Source organism: Allobosea sp. 05T438, assembly GCF_056396025.1.
Genome location: NZ_JBFTKQ010000017.1, coordinates 24,101 through 39,958, shown reverse-complemented (window position 1 = coordinate 39,958; position 15,858 = coordinate 24,101). Strand labels below are relative to the sequence as shown.

The following is a 15,858-nucleotide window of genomic DNA, read 5'->3' as shown; positions in this document are numbered from 1 at the left end:
GAGCTGAACATGGCTGGCATCGTCCTCTCCGATCGCCAGCGCCTCGATTGGCTGAGGCTGATCCGCAGCGAGAGCATCGGCCCGCGCAGCTTCCGTTCCCTGATGAACCGTTTCGGCGGGGTTGGTGCTGCGCTCGAGGCCTTGCCCGACCTCGCGCGACGAGCAGGCCGTCCAATCCGCATCTGCCAGCCCGCCGAGGCGGAACGCGAGATCGAGGCGCTGCGACGTCTCGGCGGCTGCCTGATCGCGCTCGGCGAAGCGGAGTACCCCGTACCGCTGCGGGCGATCGATTCGGCGCCGCCGCTGATCGCGGTGCTCGGGCAGGTGTAGTCTCTCCAGAGGCCGGCGGTCGCCCTCGTCGGTTCCCGCAATGCCTCCGCGGCAGGAATGAAGTTCACCGGCCGGCTGGCGCGCGAGCTCGGCGAGGCCGATTTCGCCATTGTCTCGGGGCTCGCCCGCGGCATCGACACGGCAGCCCACCAGGCCAGCCTCGATACTGGCACGATCGCCGTGCTCGCTGGCGGGCTCGATGAAATCTATCCGCCGCAAAACATCCCTCTGGCGGAACGCATCGCCGAGCAGGGCGCCATCGTCAGTGAGATGCCGCTCGGCTGGGTCGCAAGGGCGCGCGATTTCCCCCGGCGTAACCGGCTGGTTTCCGGCCTCTCGCTCGGCACTGTGGTGGTCGAGGCGGCACGTCGCTCTGGCTCGTTGATCACGGCGCGCTTCGCCAACGAGCAGGGCAGGTTGGTCTTTGCCGTGCCGGGCTCGCCGCTCGATCCACGTGCCGAAGGCGGGAACCATCTGATTCGGGAGGGAGCGACGCTTTGCGCCGACACGGCGCATGTCATCGAGGCGCTCGCGCCGTTGCGCCGGCAGGACCCGGCCTCCTGGCTGGAGCGCTCGGCGCTGCGGGAGGCCGCCGGCGAACCGGCGAGCGAGGCGATGTGGGATGAACTCGATCTGCCGGAGGTGGCGCCGGCGCCGGGGTTCATCCGACATGAAGGGGATTTCGATCCCCCGCCATCGGCCGAGAAGGTCAAGAGGGCTGCCTTGCAGCCAGGTCTCGGGCGCCTCGTGCTGGAATTGCTGGGACCGACGCCAATCGCGCTCGATGACCTCGTCCGCGCGAGCGGTCATGCCGCGCGCGAGATCAACCGGGTACTGGTCGAACTGGAAATCGAAGGGCAAGTGCGCCGTCACCCCGGAGGGGCGTTGTCGCGGGCGCGCTTCTGACCTGCTTCGTGTTCGGATGGCTGAGGTCTACCGGTCCTTGCCGTTCGATTTGATCAGGCGCTCGATTTCGGCGGACGCCTCGATCCGCGTCATCTCCAGGAAGTAGGACAAGGTCTCGAGCTTCGTGCCGCGCGCCATGCCTCGCAGCTCGGCTGCCATGCTCTCGATGAAGGATGCAGCCTCCAGCGCGGTCATCGGTCGATCGGGAATGGTGTCGTCCTGCTCGTCGAGGTCCGGTTCGGGCGGAACCAGCTTTCGCGCCTTCGGCTTCATGCGCATGGATTCCCTCGTCTGGCAGGCACGGAACTCGTTCGCAGGCGTTCCCTTACGATATGCAATTATAAATTGTATTCTCTTGAAAATTTCAAGCTCTGCTTGCTTACGTCAGCAGGAGTACGGCGACTGGAAGCGTTGCGAGCGCCAGCAGGGTTTGAAGGGTTGTGATCTCGGCCATGAGCGGTGCGTCGCCGCCGAGATCGCGGGCGAGGAAATAGGCGGCTGTCGCGGTAGGGACGGCGCCGGCGACGATCGTCATGGTCAGGGCCGGGCCGGTGACGCCGAACCAGCCGGCATAGAGCCACGCCGCCAGCGGCATCACCGCGAGCTTCAACCCGGCCGCGACCCAATGGGCCAGGCGAGGGCGCGCAAGGCGATTGAGATCGAGCGCAGAGCCTACGACCAGCAGGCCGATGCCGAGGGAAGCCCGCCCCAGGACGTCGAGATAGCCGGTGAAAGCCGAAGGCAGCAGCCACTGGACCTGATTGAGGGCAAGGCCCACGGCAGAGGACCAGATGAAGGGGTTGTACAGGATCGAGCGCACTGTGCCGCCAACGCTCATTGGTTTGCCGTTGGCAAAGCGCGCGAGGACGACGACGCACATGACGTTGAGCAAGGGGATCATCGCGGCGACGGCGATCGCCATCAGAGTCGCGCCGTTGCGGCCTTGCAGACCGGCGGCGAGCGCCAGTGCGACGAAGGTGTTCCAGCGGACCGAGCCTTGGAAAATCGAAGTGAAGGCGGGCCCGCCGATGCCCGCTCGGGCCAGGAGCGGCCGAGTCACGAGCAGAAGCGCAGCGACGCTGAGAATGGCAAGGACGAGGCTCGCCCCCATGGCAACGACCGGGACGCTGCGCAGATCGGCCATGGCGAGGGTATGGATGACGACGGCCGGGAAAAGGACCTGATAAGTCAGGCGCTCGACGCCCAGCCAATGCGAGGGCGAAACGAGGTTACGGACTTTCAGGACCCACCCTGTCGCGATGACAAGGAAAACGGCGATCAGGCTATCGAGCATGGCAGGCCGGCAAAGTGGGGCAGGAACAACGGAACCCGTCATCGGTTGAAGCGACAAGGATCAAACGATCCTGTTCCATGGCGGCCCACAGCCGGCAAGGGTGTTGACGGAGAGGCGTTGTGTCCGTGCCGCAATGCTGCCGCGATTGGTTCAGGTCGCATTCAACCGGATCGAGCGAACCTGTCTTCATGGTTCGGGGCGGTCCCGAGAAAGGAGATGCCGTCATGATCTCTCTGGGTAAGAAGTTCGCCGTCGCGCTGGCTGCCGCAGGTTTGGCGGTGAGCAGTTACGCGGTTCCCGCTATGGCGAAGGAGCAGCGCCTCTTCGATGCGGCGCGGCTCGACAAGGCGCAGGCCGGATATACCCAGTATTACCGCGGCTACCGCGGTGGGTACCGCGGCGGCTACTACGGCTATCGCGGCCCGTCGCGCGGCGCTGCGATCGCGGGGGCCGTTGGCCTCGGTATCCTCGGCGCGGCGGCTGTCGCGGCGAACAACCGGGCCTATGCGGCACCGTACTACGATGAAGGCTACTACGCGGCTCCGCCGCCGCCGGTCTATGCTTATCCGCAGCGCTACTATGCGCCCTACGGCTATTATGCGCCGTATGATTTCCGCGATCATCGCTGAGGTCGCGGCCTGAAGTGCCTTGCAAGGCCCGCGCAATCTGCGCGGGCCTATTTTTGTGGGGTTGTCAGGGAAATCTTCGCGATTGAACGCCAGAACGACAGCGTCACATATGTTTGGAAGGCTGAGGTATCACTGAAATGGCGTCCCTTCGAAATGCTCTGATCGCCGGGCTGGGGTTGGCGATGGTCGGCTGGGCCGGTGTTCAGCCCGCCGCAGCGCAATATTACGCCGGCCCGAACTATGATCGCTCCTATGAGCGTCGATCCGGCGATGGCTATGGGCGCCGTGGCTACGGGCGCAACGACGCTCGCACGGATTGGCGCGACGACCGCCGCGGTTCCGGCCGCGACGATGCCCGCGGAGACTGGGGCAATGATCGCCGGCCCAGCTTCGACGGCGGCCGCCGCCAGCAGGACCCGATGGCGGGCATGACGATGGAAGAGCGGAAGCGCGCCATCAAGAACGAGCGCGAAGCGCAGAAGAAGGCGTTCAAGCGCGGGATTCTGTTCAACTGAGCTGTCCGGGAAGCCGCCTCAGTCTTCGTCGAGGCGGTTTTTCAATGGAGCTCGTCTTGCTCGCCTTCGAGCGGAGCGAGCCGGCCCAGCCTGTCGAGCGCTCCCTGCAGGATGTAGGCGGCTGCCATCTTGTCGACGACCGCCGCGCGCTTGGCGCGCGAGGCGTCGGCATCGAGCAGCGTGCGTGTCACGGCCATCGTCGACATCCGCTCGTCCCAAAACACGATCGGCAGATCGGTGAGGGGGGCGAGGTTGCGCACGAAGGCGCGGGTGGACTGCACGCGCGGCCCCTCCGTGCCGTCCATGTTGAGCGGCAGGCCGATCACCAGCCCCGCGATCTGGTGCTTTTGAGCAATCTTCAGCAGCGCGGCTGCGTCGAGCCCGAACTTCACCCGCTGGATTGTCTCCAGCGGCGTCGCGATCTGCCGCTCCAGATCGGAGAGCGCCAGACCGATCGTCTTGGAGCCGAGATCGAGACCGAGCAGGCGCGCATGCGCCGGCAGGTCGAGGAAGGCTTCGAGTGGGACTACGGCGCTGGTCATGGCATGGCGGTATCACGCGCCGGGCTGTCTCGCGAGCGATACCTGTTTCGATGCATGCGAGGAATGGCGGGTTTCCGCTTCCTGTAGCGCGGAAGTCATCGCGCATCGTCGGCCGTCGCGCTATACGCGCCGGCTATCGGATTTTTCCGAAAAAGGATGCCTCCCGTGCCGGCGCGGATCTCGCTGCAAGTTCCCGACAAGTCCCTGCTCGACGCCTATCAGGCGGCCTTGCGCGGCGGCTGGTCGCCGAACACGACGCGCAACGTCGCACCCGAGCAACTCGCCGCGATCGCTGCCGATCCCGACGCCTTCCTCGCTGAGACTCGTGGAGGCCCCGGCCGCGTCAAGCTGCCGGATGGCCGCGAGGTCGATCGCATTCCCGGCCCGACACGCTGGATCTTCGCCGAGGACCGGCCGGAGCGGCCCTTCATCGGCTCGATCAACCTGCGCTGGCAGGAGGATGCCGAAGGCAGGGCTGTGTTCGCCTTGCCCGAGCATGTGCTCGGGCATATCGGCTACGCCATCCTGCCGGCCTTCGCCGGCCGTGGTTATGCCACCGCCGCGCTCGCTGCGATGCTCAGCGTCGCGCGCGAGGCCGGGCTGCCGGAAATTTCCATCACCTGCGACGTCGAGAACCACGCCTCGCGCCGCATCATCGAGAAGAACGGCGGCCGGCTGGTCGAGACTTTCGTCGCGCCGCTCTATAGCCCCGATCCACGCCTTCGTTTCATCGTCAGCACCGCCCCATGACCGACATCGTCATCACCGAATTCATGGACGACACCGCTGTCGCCAATCTCAAGGCGCGCTTCGCGGTCCACTACGATCCCGAGCTCTATGCCAGCCCGGACGAGATGGCGCGGCTCGTCGCCGACGTCCCGGCCGTGATCGTGCGCAACCAGACTCAGGTCCGCGGCAAGGTGCTGGAGGCGGCGAGGGCGCTGAAGGTGATCGGCCGCCTCGGCGTCGGCCTCGACAATCTCGACATGGAAGCCTGCGCGGCTCGCGGCATCCGCGTCTTCCCGGCGACCGGCGCCAACAGCCTGTCCGTCGTCGAATATGTCATCGGTACGACAATGACCCTGCTGCGCGGCGCATATTTCGCCAATGCCGCGATGGTCTCCGGCGAATTCCCCAAGACCAAGTTGATCGGCCGCGAGATCGCCGGCAAGCTGATGGGCCTCGTCGGCTTCGGCGCCATCGCACGCGACGTCGCTCATCATGCCCGCGCTGTTGGAATGGAGGTCGCCGCCTTTCATCCGCGCCTGCCTGCCGACGACCCGGCCTGGAGCGGCGTCCGGCGGCTGGAACTCGACGAATTGCTGGCAGAGGCCGACGTCATCAGCCTGCATGTCCCGCTGACCTCGGAAACCCGCGGCATGATCGACGCGAAGGCCTTCACCCGCATGAAGCCGGATGCCATCCTGATCAACACCGCGCGCGGCGGCATCATGGACGAGGTGGCTTTGGTCAAGGCCCTTAAGGCCGGCAAGCTCGGCGGCGCGGCGATCGATGTCTATGAGCAGGAGCCGCTCGGCAAGGACGCGGCCAAGGTCTTCGCGGGTGCGCCCAACCTGATCCTGACCCCGCATATCGCCGGCAACACGGTGGAATCGAACGGCCGCGTCTCCGGCCTCGTCGCCGAGAAGGTCATGGCGGCGCTGGAGGAGAGGATCTAGCGGCGGGTTGGTGTCATTCTCGGGCGCAGCGAAGCGCAGACCCGAGAATCTCAGGACGGGAAGACGGCGGTTTCCAAGATGCTCGGGTCAAGCCCGAGCATGACGTCGCGAAGCTTCACACGAAATCGAAGCGATCGACATCGACGAGCCCCTTGTCGGTGATCTTGAGGTGCGGAATCACCGGCAGCGTCAGGAAGGCCACCTGCAGGAAGGGCTCGGCCAGCACGACGCCGAGCGCCTTCGCCGCGGCGCGCAAGTCTTCCAGATCGTGGCGCACAGCCTCGAAGGGCTGCTCGCTCATCAGCCCGGCGACCGGCAGCGCCAGCTCCGCGGTGACCTTGCCATCATCCGCCACGGCGAAGCCGCCGCCGATCTCGATCAGCCGGTTGGCCGCCGCCGCCATCGACGCATCGTCCACCCCAACCACGCAGAGATTGTGGCTGTCATGCCCGACCGAGGAGGCGATGGCGCCGCGCTTCATACCGAAGCCGTGGACGAAGCCGGTGGCGATGCCGCCGTTCTTGCCGTGACGCTCGACGACGGTGACCTTGATCGCATCCAGCGCGAGATCGGGCAGCGCTTCGCCATCGCGCGAGGGCAGGGACATCGACAACCGCTCGGTGATGATCCGCCCCGGCACCACCCCGATCACCGGCGTCTCGCCGTCCCGGGCCTGGGCCCGGAAGGATGCCGGCGTGACAGGCCGGCACTTCACGCTGCCGAGCCCGACCGGCGCGATGCTTCTGCGATCCGCGAACAGCGCCTCCTCCACCAGCCGGCCGCCCGTCAGAACCTGCTTCACCGAGCAGGCGGCGAGGTCTTCGACCAGCACGATATCGGCGCGTTTGCCCGGCCCGATGAAGCCGCGGTCGAACAGCCCGAAATTCCGCGCCGCCGAGAGCGAGGCGATGCGGTAGGTCGCCAGCATATCCGCGCCCTCCGCGATGGCGGTGCGGATCATGTAGTCGAGATGGCCTTCCTCGCCGATGTCGAGCGGGTTGCGATCATCGGTGCAGAAGGCGAGGAAGGGCGAGGCATCGCGCGAGATCAGCGGGATCAACTGATGCAGGTCCTTCGAGACCGAGCCCTCGCGGATCAGGATTGCCATGCCCTTGGCGAGCTTTTCGCGGGCTTCGTCGGCGGTCGTCGTCTCGTGGTCGGTGCGGATGCCGGCGGCGAGATACGCGTTGAGGTCCATGCCGCGCACCAGGGGTGCGTGGCCGTCGATATGGCGATGGGAGAAGGCCTCCAGCTTGGCGAGGCAAGCGGGATCGCGATGGATCACGCCGGGGAAGTTCATGAACTCGGCGAGCCCGATCACCTTCGGATGGTCCATCATCGGTGTCAGATCGCCGGCCTCGAGCCGGGCGCCGGCGGTTTCCAGATGGGTGGCCGGCACGCAGCTCGACAAATTGACGCGCAGATCCATCCGCATCGCCTCGGCGCAGGCGAGGAAATAGCGGATGCCCTCGGCTCCTAGCACGTTCGATATCTCGTGCGGATCGCAGATCGCAGTGGTGACCCCATGCGGCAGGACGCAGCGTTCGAATTCGAGCGGCGTCACCAGCGAGGATTCGATATGCAGATGCGTGTCGATGAAGCCGGGCACGGCGATGAGGCCCTTGGCGTCGATGACGCGCTTGCCTTCGTAGTTGCCATAGGTCCCGACGATGGTGTCGCCGCAGATGGCGATGTCGCTGTCGACCAGCGCACCAGTGACGAGATCGAGAAGCTTCGCGCCCTTGATGACGAGATCGGCCGGCTCGTCGCCATGGCCCTGGGCGATCCGGCGGGCGAGTGTGGCGGCGTCGGTCATGGGGATATTTCTGTCTGGCATCATCGCACGAACCTGCACGGGCTGTTCCAGCTTGTCGATACTTCCTCAACGCGGGTCATCCCGGGCAAGCGGCGAAGCCGCGCCGACCCGGGATCCATGCCGGAACCTTCTGAGTTGTCTGCCGAGCCCGTTCTTGTCAGATTCCGGCATGGATCCCGGGTCTACGCTTCGCTGCGCCCGGGATGACCCGCATGTGGGGTGGGGATGTGGTTCTATATTCTCGCAAGCCAAAAGAACGGCACGCTCTATGTCGGTGTGACCAATCAACTATCCCGCCGCGTCGAGGAGCATCGGGGCGGCCGCGGTTCAGAATTTGCGAGACGTTATGGCGTCACGCGCCTGGTCTATGCTGAGCACTACGACGATCCCGCGGAAGCCATTGCCCAGGAAAAGCGCGTCAAGCATTGGCAGCGGAATTGGAAGGTCGCTCTCATCGAACGTGCCAACCCCGATTGGAATGATCTATATCCGATCACGCATCTTGATTGACCCGTACGTTTCCGGAGCCTTCGCATGAAACTCACCTGGTACGGCCACTCCGCCTTCCGCGTCGACATCGACGGCGCCGCCATCCTGATCGACCCGTTCTTCACGGGGAATCCAGCCTTCGAGGGCGATATCGCCGCGATCTCCAAGGGCGTGAGCCACATCGTCGTCACCCACGGCCATGGCGACCATGTCGGCGATACGCTCGACATCGCCGGCAAGACCGGCGCGACCGTCATCACCAACTACGATCTCGCCATGCATCTGGCCTCGCAAGGGCTGAAGAGCTTCCAGCCGATGAATACCGGCGGCACGGTCGACCTCGGCCCGTTCAGCGTCACGCTTGTCCGCGCCGATCACTCGGCCGGTATGGGCGAGGGCGGCGTCAACGTTCCGGTCGGCAGCGCCAACGGCGCGATCATCAAGGCCAGGGGTGAGAAAGCGCTCTGGCATATGGGCGACACCGACATCTTCTCCGACATGGCCCTGCTCAGCGAGATCCATGGCGTCGAGGCCTGCATCTGCCCGATCGGCGACCGCTTCACCATGGGCGGCAAGGTCGCCGCGCTCGCCATGACCCGCTTCGTCAAGCCGAAGGTGGCGATCCCCAGCCATTACGGCACCTTCCCGATCATCGACCAGAACGCCGACACCTTCGTCGCTGGCATGCAGGGCAGCGGCATCGAGGTCGTCCTGCCGAAGAAGGGCGAGGCTTTCGCGATCTGATCTCGCCGTCGTTCTCCGCCGGAGCGCAACGGAGAGCCAAGAATCTCTGAATAGAGAGATGGTCGGGGCAAGCCCGACCATCACGCGCTTCGTCTTAGCCCTTACTTACGCGCCGCCATCTGCTATAGCGCGGCGAACCGTTTCCGGCGCCAGCAGCGCCTTTGTCAGGAGTCCGCCATGTCGGTCGATCTCGCCACCGTCAAACGCGTCGCGCATCTCGCGCGCATCGCCGTGCCGGAGGCCGATCTGCCCAAGCTGCAAGGCGAGCTCAACGCCATTCTCGGCTTCGTCGAGCAACTCAACGAGGTGAATGTTGACGGCGTCGAGCCGATGACCTCGGTGACGCCGATGGCGATGAAGCAGCGCGAGGACGTGGTGAACGACGGCGAGATCGCCGACATGATCGTCGCCAACGCCCCGGTTTCCGAGGACAACTATTTCATGGTGCCGAAGGTGATCGAATAAGCGCGAGGCGCGCCTGTTCGATCATCCCGGAGGCGAAGCGCCATCCGGGATCGCCATCCGCATGCAGAACGGAATTGAAACCGTGACCGATCTCACCCGCCTGACGCTGACCGAGGCCCGCGACGGCCTGAAAGCCAAGACCTTCTCTGCGACCGAGCTCGCGAAGGCCCATATCGCCGCCGTCGAGAAGGCGCGCGCCCTCAATGCCTATGTGCTGGAGACGCCGGAGCATGCCCTGAAGCAGGCCGCCGCTTCCGACGAGAAGCTTGCCAAGGGGCAGGGCGGACCGCTCGAGGGCCTGCCGCTCGGCATCAAGGACCTGTTCGCGACCGAGGGCGTGCGTACCACCGCCTGCTCGAACATCCTCGGCAATTTCGTACCGGCCTATGAGTCGACCGTCTCCAGCCAGCTCTGGCGCGACGGCGCGGTGATGCTCGGCAAGCTCAACAACGACGAATTCGCCATGGGCTCGTCGAACGAGACCTCGGCTTTCGGCAATGTCGTGAACCCGTGGCGCCGTGAGGGCTCCAATGTCGGAGCCGGGCAGGGTGGGGCCGTCGAGGGCAACCACCTCGTGCCGGGCGGCTCGTCGGGCGGTTCGGCCGCGGCCGTCGCCGCCGATCTCTGCCTTGCCGCGACCGCGACCGACACCGGCGGCTCGATCCGCCAGCCGGCCGCCTTCACCGGTACGGTCGGCATCAAGCCGACCTATGGCCGCTGCTCGCGCTGGGGTATCGTCGCCTTCGCCTCCTCGCTCGACCAGGCTGGGCCGATCGGCAAGAGCGTGCGCGACTGCGCCGTGATGCTGCGTTCGATGGCGGGACATGATCCGAAGGACACGACCTCGGTCAATACGCCTGTGCCTGACTACGAGATGTCTGTCGGCCGCTCTGTGAAGGGCATGAAGATCGGCATTCCCCGTGAATACCGGCTCGAGGGTCTGAACCCCGAGATCGACGCACTCTGGCAGAAGGGCATCGAATGGCTCAAGGCCGCCGGCGCCGAGATCGTCGAGATCTCGCTGCCGCATACGAAATACGCGCTGCCGGCCTACTACATCGTCGCGCCGGCCGAGGCCTCCTCGAACCTCGCCCGCTATGACGGCGTCCGCTACGGCCTGCGCGAGCAGGGCAAGGACATCGTCGAGATGTACGAGAAGACCCGCGCCGCCGGCTTCGGCGCCGAGGTCAAGCGCCGCATCATGATCGGCACCTATGTGCTGTCGGCCGGCTATTACGACGCGTACTACGTCCGCGCCCAGAAGATCCGCACGCTGATCAAGCGCGACTTCGAGACGGTCTATGCGCAGGGCATCGACGCGGTGCTGACGCCTGCGACGCCTTCCGCCGCCTTCGGCATCGGCGAGAAGGGCTCGGCCGATCCGGTCGAGATGTATCTCAACGACGTCTTCACCGTGACCGTGAACATGGCTGGCCTGCCCGGCATCGCCGTGCCCGCCGGCCTCGACGCGCAGGGGTTGCCGCTTGGCCTGCAACTCATCGGCCGCCCCTTCGACGAGGAGACGCTGTTCTCGCTCGGCGAGGTGATCGAGCAGGCTGCCGGCCGCTTCCCGGTTTCCGAGCGCTGGTGGGGCTGAGGGGCGCCGCCGTCATGTTCGGGCTTGACCCGAGCATTTCGGGCCTAAGGAGGCTCTTCGCCGTCTCGTCATGAGATTCTCGGGTCTGCGCTTCGCTCCGCCCGAGAATGACGCCTCAGGAAAAGAAAAAGGGCCGCGCGAGCGGCCCTTTTTCGTGTCTGCCGTCGGGGTAGGGCGGCGGCTGGAAAGCCGCCGCCGTCACCTTCAGCCATGCGCTCTGGTCGGCTGCTGCTGTGCTGCCTGCGCCTTGCGCTTCTTGCCACCCAGCTCCGCCAGCCAGCGCACCATCACGTAGAACACCGGCGTGAAGATCAGGCCGAAGAAGGTGACGCCCAGCATGCCGGAGAACACCGCGATACCCATTGCCTGACGCATCTCCGCGCCGGCGCCGACCGAGATCGTCAGCGGCAGCACGCCGAGGATGAAGGCCATCGAGGTCATCAGGATCGGCCGTAGGCGGGTGCGGGCGGCGGCGATCGCCGCATCGCGGCGATGCATGCCTTCGTCCTCTGCCTGCTTGGCGAACTCAACGATCAGGATCGCGTTCTTGGCGGCGAGGCCGACGAGCACCACGAGGCCGATATCGACCAGGATGTTGCGGTCGAGATTGGCGTAGTTCACCCCGAACATCGCCGCCAGGATACACATCGGCACGATCAGGATGACCGAGAGCGGCAGGAGCCAGCTCTCGTAGAGCGCCGCGAGCAGCAGGAAGACGAACACCACCGCGAGGCCGAAGGCGATGATCGCCGTATTGCCCGCGAGCTTCTCCTGCAGCGCGATCTCCGTCCACTCGAAGCCGAAGCCCGCCGGAAGCCGCTCCGCCGCGATCTTCTCGACCGCCGCGATGCCCTGGCCGGTCGAGAAGCCATGCGCCATCGAGAGCTGCACTTCGGCTGCCGGATAGAGGTTGTAGCGCGGCACGCGATAGGCGCCGGTCGTATCGTGGAAGGATGCGATCGAGCCGATCGGCACCATCTCGCCATCCGCGTTGCGGGTCTTGAGATTGGCGACGTCGCGCGTGGTCAGGCGGAAGGGGTTATCCGCCTGTGCGGTGACGCGATAGGTGCGGCCCAGCAGGTTGAAGTCGTTGATATAGGCCGAGCCCATATAGACCGACAGCGTCTCGAAGATGCGTGTGATCGGCACGCCGAGCATCTCCGCCTTGGTGCGATCGATATCGGCGTAGATCTGCGGCGTCTTGGTCGAGAACAGCGTGAAGGGCTGCTGGATGCCCGGGACCTGCCCGGCCGAGCCGGCGACGATCCAGGCGGCGCCTTCAAGTGCGGCGAGCCCGCGTCCGCCACGATCCTGCACATAGCCCTTCAGGCCGCCGCCGGTGCCGATGCCCGGGATGGCCGGCGGCTCGATCAGCAGGGTGAACGCTTCCGAGATGCCGAACATCTGTTGCCGGAGGTCGGCGAAGATGCCCTGCGTCGTCAGCCCCTGTTTCTCGCGGTCCTTGAACGGCGCGAGTGTGACGAAGGCCACGCCGGTGTTCGGCGCGATGGTGAAGGTCGCGCCGTCGAGACCGGCGAAGGCGACGGTATGGGCGACGCCCGGTCGCGACAGCAGGATCTCGTTGGCCTTGCGCAGCACCGCGTCCGTGCGCTCCAGCGAGGAGCCGGGCGGCAGCTGGATCACGGCGATGAAATAGCCGCGGTCGAGCTGCGGCACGAGGCCGGTCGGCGTCCGGCGGATGTCCCAGACGGTCGCCGCGATCAGGCCGGAATAGACGATCAGCAGGATCACCGCGATGCGGATGAGCCTGGAGGTGACGCGCCCATAGGTGCGCGACAGCCAATCGAAGCCGGCGTTGAAATAGTGGAAGAACCAGCGGACCGGTGCGCCCAGCTTGTAGAGGAAGCCGTGCTGCTCGTGCTCGTCATGCTTCTTGTGCGGCTTGAGCAGCACCGCCGACATCGCCGGCGAGAGCGTCAAAGAGACGAAGCAGGAGATCGCGGTCGAGGCCGCGATCGTCACCGCGAACTGCTGGTAGAAGGTGCCTTGCAGGCCGCTGATGAAGGCGGTCGGGATGAACACCGCGCAGAGCACGAGCGCAATCGCCAGCAGCGCGCCGCCGACCTCGTCCATGGTCTTGTGAGCGGCTTCCTTGGGCGTGAGGCCCTCGGCAAGATAGCGCTCGACATTCTCCACCACCACGATCGCGTCGTCGACGACGATGCCGATGGCCAGAACCAGCGCCAGCAGCGAGATCGTGTTGAAGGAGATGCCGACCGCGCTCATCACCAGGAAGGTGCCGACCAGCGAGACCGGGATCGCGACGATCGGGATGATCGCGGCACGCCAGGTCTGCAGGAACAGGATCACCACGATGACGACGAGCACGATAGCCTCGAGCAGCGTATGCACCACCGCGTCGACGGATTCGCCGATGAACTCGGTCGGGTTGTAGATGATGCGGTGCTCGAGGCCGACGGGGAATTGCTTGGCCATCTCGCCCATCGTCGCGATCAGCTTGTCCGAAGTCGCAAGCGCGTTGGAGCCCGGCCGCTGGAAGACGCCGATGGCGACGGTGTTCTTGTTATCCAGATAGGCGTTGGTGGTGTAGTCCTGCGAGCCGAGTTCGACGCGGGCGATGTCACGCACGCGGATCGTGCCGCCATCGGCATCGGAGCGCACGACGATGTTTTCGAATTCCGAGACGTCGGTCAGGCGGCCGAGCGTGTTGACCGAAAACTGGAAGGCCTCGTCCGACTTCGCGGGAGGCTGGTTGAGCGCGCCGGCCGCGACCTGCACGTTTGCGGCCCTGAGCGCTGCGACGACGTCGCCCGCCGTCAGGTTGCGTGCTGCGACCTTGGCGGGATCGAGCCAGATGCGCATCGAGAAGTCGCGCGCGCCGAAGACCTGCACGTCGCCGACGCCGTCGACGCGGGTGAGCACGTCCTTCACGTAGAGCGAGGCATAGTTCGAGATGTACTGCGCGTCGCGCGACCCGTCCGGCGAGATCATGTTGATGACCATCAGGAAGTCGGGCGAGGCCTTGCGAACCTGGATGCCGAGTGCGCGTACGTCTTGCGGCAGGCGCGCCTCGGCCTGCGAGACGCGGTTCTGCACCAGCACCTGCGCCTGGTCGACATCGACGCCGGCCTTGAACACGATGTTGATCGTCACTCGCCCGTCGCCGGTCGACTGCGACGTGATGTAGAGCATGTCGTCGACGCCGTTGACCTCCTGCTCGATCGGCGTCGCCACCGTGGCGGCGACGACCTCGGCCGAGGCGCCGGGATAGGTCGCGGTGATCGAGACGGTCGGCGGCGCGATCTCGGGATATTCGGAGATCGGCAGCGAGCGCTGGGCGATGGCACCGGCGATCGTCAGCAGCACCGAGAGCACGGTGGCGAAGATCGGCCGGTCGATGAAGAAATGGGCGAAGCGGAACATGGAAATGTCCTGTCCGGATAAAGGCGGGCGGGCGCCCGGTGGCGCCCGTGTTTCAATGTCGGGCGTGGTTGAGGCGCCAGAAGCGGGCGCCGGCTTTCGGGAAAGTCGGCGCGGGAGGCATTCAGTTCGTCGTCGCGACCTTGATCTCGCCCGGCTGCGGCGTCACCGCGACGCCCGGACGGACCATCGGATTGGCGTTGCCGCCGACGATGACCTTGTCCTCGGTCGACAGGCCGGAACGGATCACCCTGAGGCCCTCGCTGATCGGTCCGAGCACGACCGATTTCGGCACGACCTTGTTCTCGGGGCCGACAGTCAGCACGATCTTGTTGGCCTGGTCCGAGGCGATCACGGTGTCGGGCACGAGCAGCGCATCGGATTCACCGGCGAAGAAGCGCAGGCGGCCGAACACGCCGGGCGTCAGGAACTGGTCCTTGTTGTCGAAGACGGCGCGGCCGCGGATCGTGGCCGAACGCGCGTTCACGGCGTTGTCGACGAAGTTGACCTTGCCGCGGCGGCCCCATTTGGTTTCGTCCGACAGCTTCACTTCGACCGGGACGCCGGCATCCTTGCCCGAGCCGTCGCGCAGGCTGGCCATGCGGGAGTAGCGCAGGAAGTCGGCCTCCGAGACGTCGAAGGTGAAGTAGATCGGCGAGACCGCGACGATGGTCGTCAGCAATGTCGCGCCCGACTGGCCGCCGGCGATCAGGTTGCCCGGGTCGACGCGGCGGTTCGAGATGCGGCCGGCCAGCGGCGCGCGCACCTCCGTCCATTCGAGGTTGAGCTCGGCGTTCTTGAGATTGGCCTCGGCGCCCTGAAGCGATCCGACCGCACTGTTGAGGTTGGCGCGGCGCTGGTCGACGTCGCGGGCCGTGATGGTGCGGTTCTGGGTCAGGCCCTCGGCGCGATCGACCTCGTTCTGCGAGAGCTCGACCTGGGCCTTGGCGCGGGTGACGTCGGCGCGGGCCACGTCGACGGCCAGTTTGTAAGGCCGCTGATCGATGGTAAAGAGCAGATCGCCCTTCTGGACGAGCGAGCCGTCAGGGAAGTGCACGCTGTCGATGAAGCCGGACACGCGGGCGCGGACCTCGACCTGCTCGCTCGCTTCGAAGCGGCCGGTGAACTCGTCCCAGTTGGTGATGCGCTTGGCGAGAGGGGTCGCGACCTGAACCGGAGGGGCCGGCGGAGCTCCCTGGGCAGCGACGTCGAACGTGGTGAGGACAGTCGACGTAGCAATAGAGGTAAGCACCAGGCCGATGAAACGGCTGCGTGACATGACGGAACTCCGAATGACAGGCGGCGCAACCATAGCCGGTTTTGCGACCTTTGGCGCTAAAAGGGATGATGGCTGACGAATGTCAAGATCCATCACCCGTCAAGAAATGCGATATTGCGCCAGATAAGCCATATTCCCGCCATCTGGTTGCAGGAGCGCAACGGCGCTGCA

General features: G+C 65.8%; 14 protein-coding genes and 1 pseudogene. 9 read left to right on the top strand and 6 right to left on the bottom strand.

The window, feature by feature from the left end; genetic code table 11:
- The first annotated feature begins 9 nt into the window (after window positions 1-9).
- Window positions 10-1,236 (top strand): annotated as a pseudogene (gene dprA / locus AC1DIN_RS24505) (DNA-processing protein DprA).
- A 27-nt stretch (window positions 1,237-1,263) separates the two neighbouring features.
- Here the strand turns inward: dprA and AC1DIN_RS24500 are convergent.
- Together AC1DIN_RS24500 and AC1DIN_RS24495 are read right to left on the bottom strand one after the other, a co-directional pair.
- Complete coding sequence (locus AC1DIN_RS24500) at window positions 1,264-1,515, bottom strand: hypothetical protein (RefSeq protein ID WP_441472090.1); 252 nt, start codon at window positions 1,513-1,515, stop codon at window positions 1,264-1,266.
- Between the two features lie 100 nt (window positions 1,516-1,615).
- On the bottom strand, window positions 1,616-2,530 hold the full coding sequence (locus AC1DIN_RS24495; RefSeq protein ID WP_476811641.1) for an AEC family transporter: 915 nt from the start codon (window positions 2,528-2,530) through the stop codon (window positions 1,616-1,618).
- A 224-nt stretch (window positions 2,531-2,754) separates the two neighbouring features.
- Here AC1DIN_RS24495 and AC1DIN_RS24490 point away from each other — a divergent pair, with 224 nt between their 5' ends.
- Window positions 2,755-3,159, top strand: a complete 405-nt coding sequence (locus AC1DIN_RS24490) for a hypothetical protein (RefSeq protein ID WP_476811640.1) — start codon at window positions 2,755-2,757, stop codon at window positions 3,157-3,159.
- A gap of 137 nt (window positions 3,160-3,296) precedes the next feature.
- Window positions 3,297-3,674 carry a hypothetical protein gene (locus tag AC1DIN_RS24485; protein WP_476811639.1) on the top strand — a complete coding sequence of 126 codons (378 nt, stop codon included), beginning with the start codon at window positions 3,297-3,299 and terminating at the stop codon, window positions 3,672-3,674.
- A 41-nt stretch (window positions 3,675-3,715) separates the two neighbouring features.
- On the opposite strand, the gene ruvX is transcribed toward AC1DIN_RS24485, so the two are convergent.
- Complete coding sequence (gene ruvX / locus AC1DIN_RS24480; protein WP_476811638.1) at window positions 3,716-4,216, bottom strand: Holliday junction resolvase RuvX; 501 nt, start codon at window positions 4,214-4,216, stop codon at window positions 3,716-3,718.
- Window positions 4,217-4,381: 165 nt separating this feature from the next.
- Here ruvX and AC1DIN_RS24475 point away from each other — a divergent pair, with 165 nt between their 5' ends.
- Both AC1DIN_RS24475 and AC1DIN_RS24470 read left to right on the top strand, forming a co-directional pair.
- A complete protein-coding gene (locus AC1DIN_RS24475) occupies window positions 4,382-4,966 on the top strand; it encodes a GNAT family N-acetyltransferase (protein ID WP_476811637.1) in 585 nt (194 codons plus the stop codon).
- Entirely contained in the window at window positions 4,963-5,895 is a 933-nt protein-coding gene (locus AC1DIN_RS24470) for a hydroxyacid dehydrogenase (protein ID WP_476811636.1), read from the top strand. The genes AC1DIN_RS24475 and AC1DIN_RS24470 overlap by 4 nt, the downstream gene beginning before the upstream one ends.
- Window positions 5,896-6,010: 115 nt before the next feature.
- Here AC1DIN_RS24470 and ade read toward each other — a convergent pair whose 3' ends face one another.
- Window positions 6,011-7,711 (bottom strand): adenine deaminase, encoded by a 1,701-nt coding sequence (ade, locus tag AC1DIN_RS24465; RefSeq protein WP_476811635.1) that lies wholly within the window; start codon window positions 7,709-7,711, stop codon window positions 6,011-6,013.
- Between the two features lie 225 nt (window positions 7,712-7,936).
- Between ade and AC1DIN_RS24460 the strand changes: the two genes are divergently transcribed.
- From AC1DIN_RS24460 to gatA, 4 genes are all read left to right on the top strand, one after another.
- Window positions 7,937-8,221 carry a GIY-YIG nuclease family protein gene (locus AC1DIN_RS24460; RefSeq protein ID WP_441472098.1) on the top strand — a complete coding sequence of 95 codons (285 nt, stop codon included), beginning with the start codon at window positions 7,937-7,939 and terminating at the stop codon, window positions 8,219-8,221.
- Between the two features lie 24 nt (window positions 8,222-8,245).
- Window positions 8,246-8,944: a metal-dependent hydrolase gene (locus tag AC1DIN_RS24455; RefSeq protein WP_476766453.1), complete on the top strand. Its 699-nt coding sequence runs from the start codon at window positions 8,246-8,248 to the stop codon at window positions 8,942-8,944.
- Window positions 8,945-9,121: 177 nt separating this feature from the next.
- Window positions 9,122-9,409, top strand: coding sequence for an Asp-tRNA(Asn)/Glu-tRNA(Gln) amidotransferase subunit GatC (gene gatC / locus AC1DIN_RS24450; protein ID WP_441472100.1), 288 nt, complete (start codon window positions 9,122-9,124; stop codon window positions 9,407-9,409).
- 82 nt (window positions 9,410-9,491) lie between these two features.
- Window positions 9,492-11,006, top strand: coding sequence for an Asp-tRNA(Asn)/Glu-tRNA(Gln) amidotransferase subunit GatA (gene gatA / locus AC1DIN_RS24445; protein WP_476811669.1), 1,515 nt, complete (start codon window positions 9,492-9,494; stop codon window positions 11,004-11,006).
- A gap of 204 nt (window positions 11,007-11,210) precedes the next feature.
- Here gatA and AC1DIN_RS24440 read toward each other — a convergent pair whose 3' ends face one another.
- Window positions 11,211-14,411 carry an efflux RND transporter permease subunit gene (locus AC1DIN_RS24440; RefSeq protein WP_441472101.1) on the bottom strand — a complete coding sequence of 1,067 codons (3,201 nt, stop codon included), beginning with the start codon at window positions 14,409-14,411 and terminating at the stop codon, window positions 11,211-11,213.
- Between the two features lie 121 nt (window positions 14,412-14,532).
- Window positions 14,533-15,687 (bottom strand): efflux RND transporter periplasmic adaptor subunit, encoded by a 1,155-nt coding sequence (locus tag AC1DIN_RS24435; protein WP_476811634.1) that lies wholly within the window; start codon window positions 15,685-15,687, stop codon window positions 14,533-14,535.
- Window positions 15,688-15,858 lie beyond the last annotated feature (171 nt).

Coding starts and splice junctions, on each gene's coding strand:
- AC1DIN_RS24500 (WP_441472090.1), bottom strand. CDS start 1,515: ATGCGCATGAAGCCGAAGGCGCGAAAGCTGGTTCCGCCCGAACCGGAC.
- AC1DIN_RS24495 (WP_476811641.1), bottom strand. CDS start 2,530: ATGCTCGATAGCCTGATCGCCGTTTTCCTTGTCATCGCGACAGGGTGG.
- AC1DIN_RS24490 (WP_476811640.1), top strand. CDS start 2,755: ATGATCTCTCTGGGTAAGAAGTTCGCCGTCGCGCTGGCTGCCGCAGGT.
- AC1DIN_RS24485 (WP_476811639.1), top strand. CDS start 3,297: ATGGCGTCCCTTCGAAATGCTCTGATCGCCGGGCTGGGGTTGGCGATG.
- ruvX (WP_476811638.1), bottom strand. CDS start 4,216: ATGACCAGCGCCGTAGTCCCACTCGAAGCCTTCCTCGACCTGCCGGCG.
- AC1DIN_RS24470 (WP_476811636.1), top strand. CDS start 4,963: ATGACCGACATCGTCATCACCGAATTCATGGACGACACCGCTGTCGCC.
- ade (WP_476811635.1), bottom strand. CDS start 7,711: ATGACCGACGCCGCCACACTCGCCCGCCGGATCGCCCAGGGCCATGGC.
- AC1DIN_RS24460 (WP_441472098.1), top strand. CDS start 7,937: ATGTGGTTCTATATTCTCGCAAGCCAAAAGAACGGCACGCTCTATGTC.
- AC1DIN_RS24455 (WP_476766453.1), top strand. CDS start 8,246: ATGAAACTCACCTGGTACGGCCACTCCGCCTTCCGCGTCGACATCGAC.
- gatC (WP_441472100.1), top strand. CDS start 9,122: ATGTCGGTCGATCTCGCCACCGTCAAACGCGTCGCGCATCTCGCGCGC.
- AC1DIN_RS24440 (WP_441472101.1), bottom strand. CDS start 14,411: ATGTTCCGCTTCGCCCATTTCTTCATCGACCGGCCGATCTTCGCCACC.
- AC1DIN_RS24435 (WP_476811634.1), bottom strand. CDS start 15,687: ATGTCACGCAGCCGTTTCATCGGCCTGGTGCTTACCTCTATTGCTACG.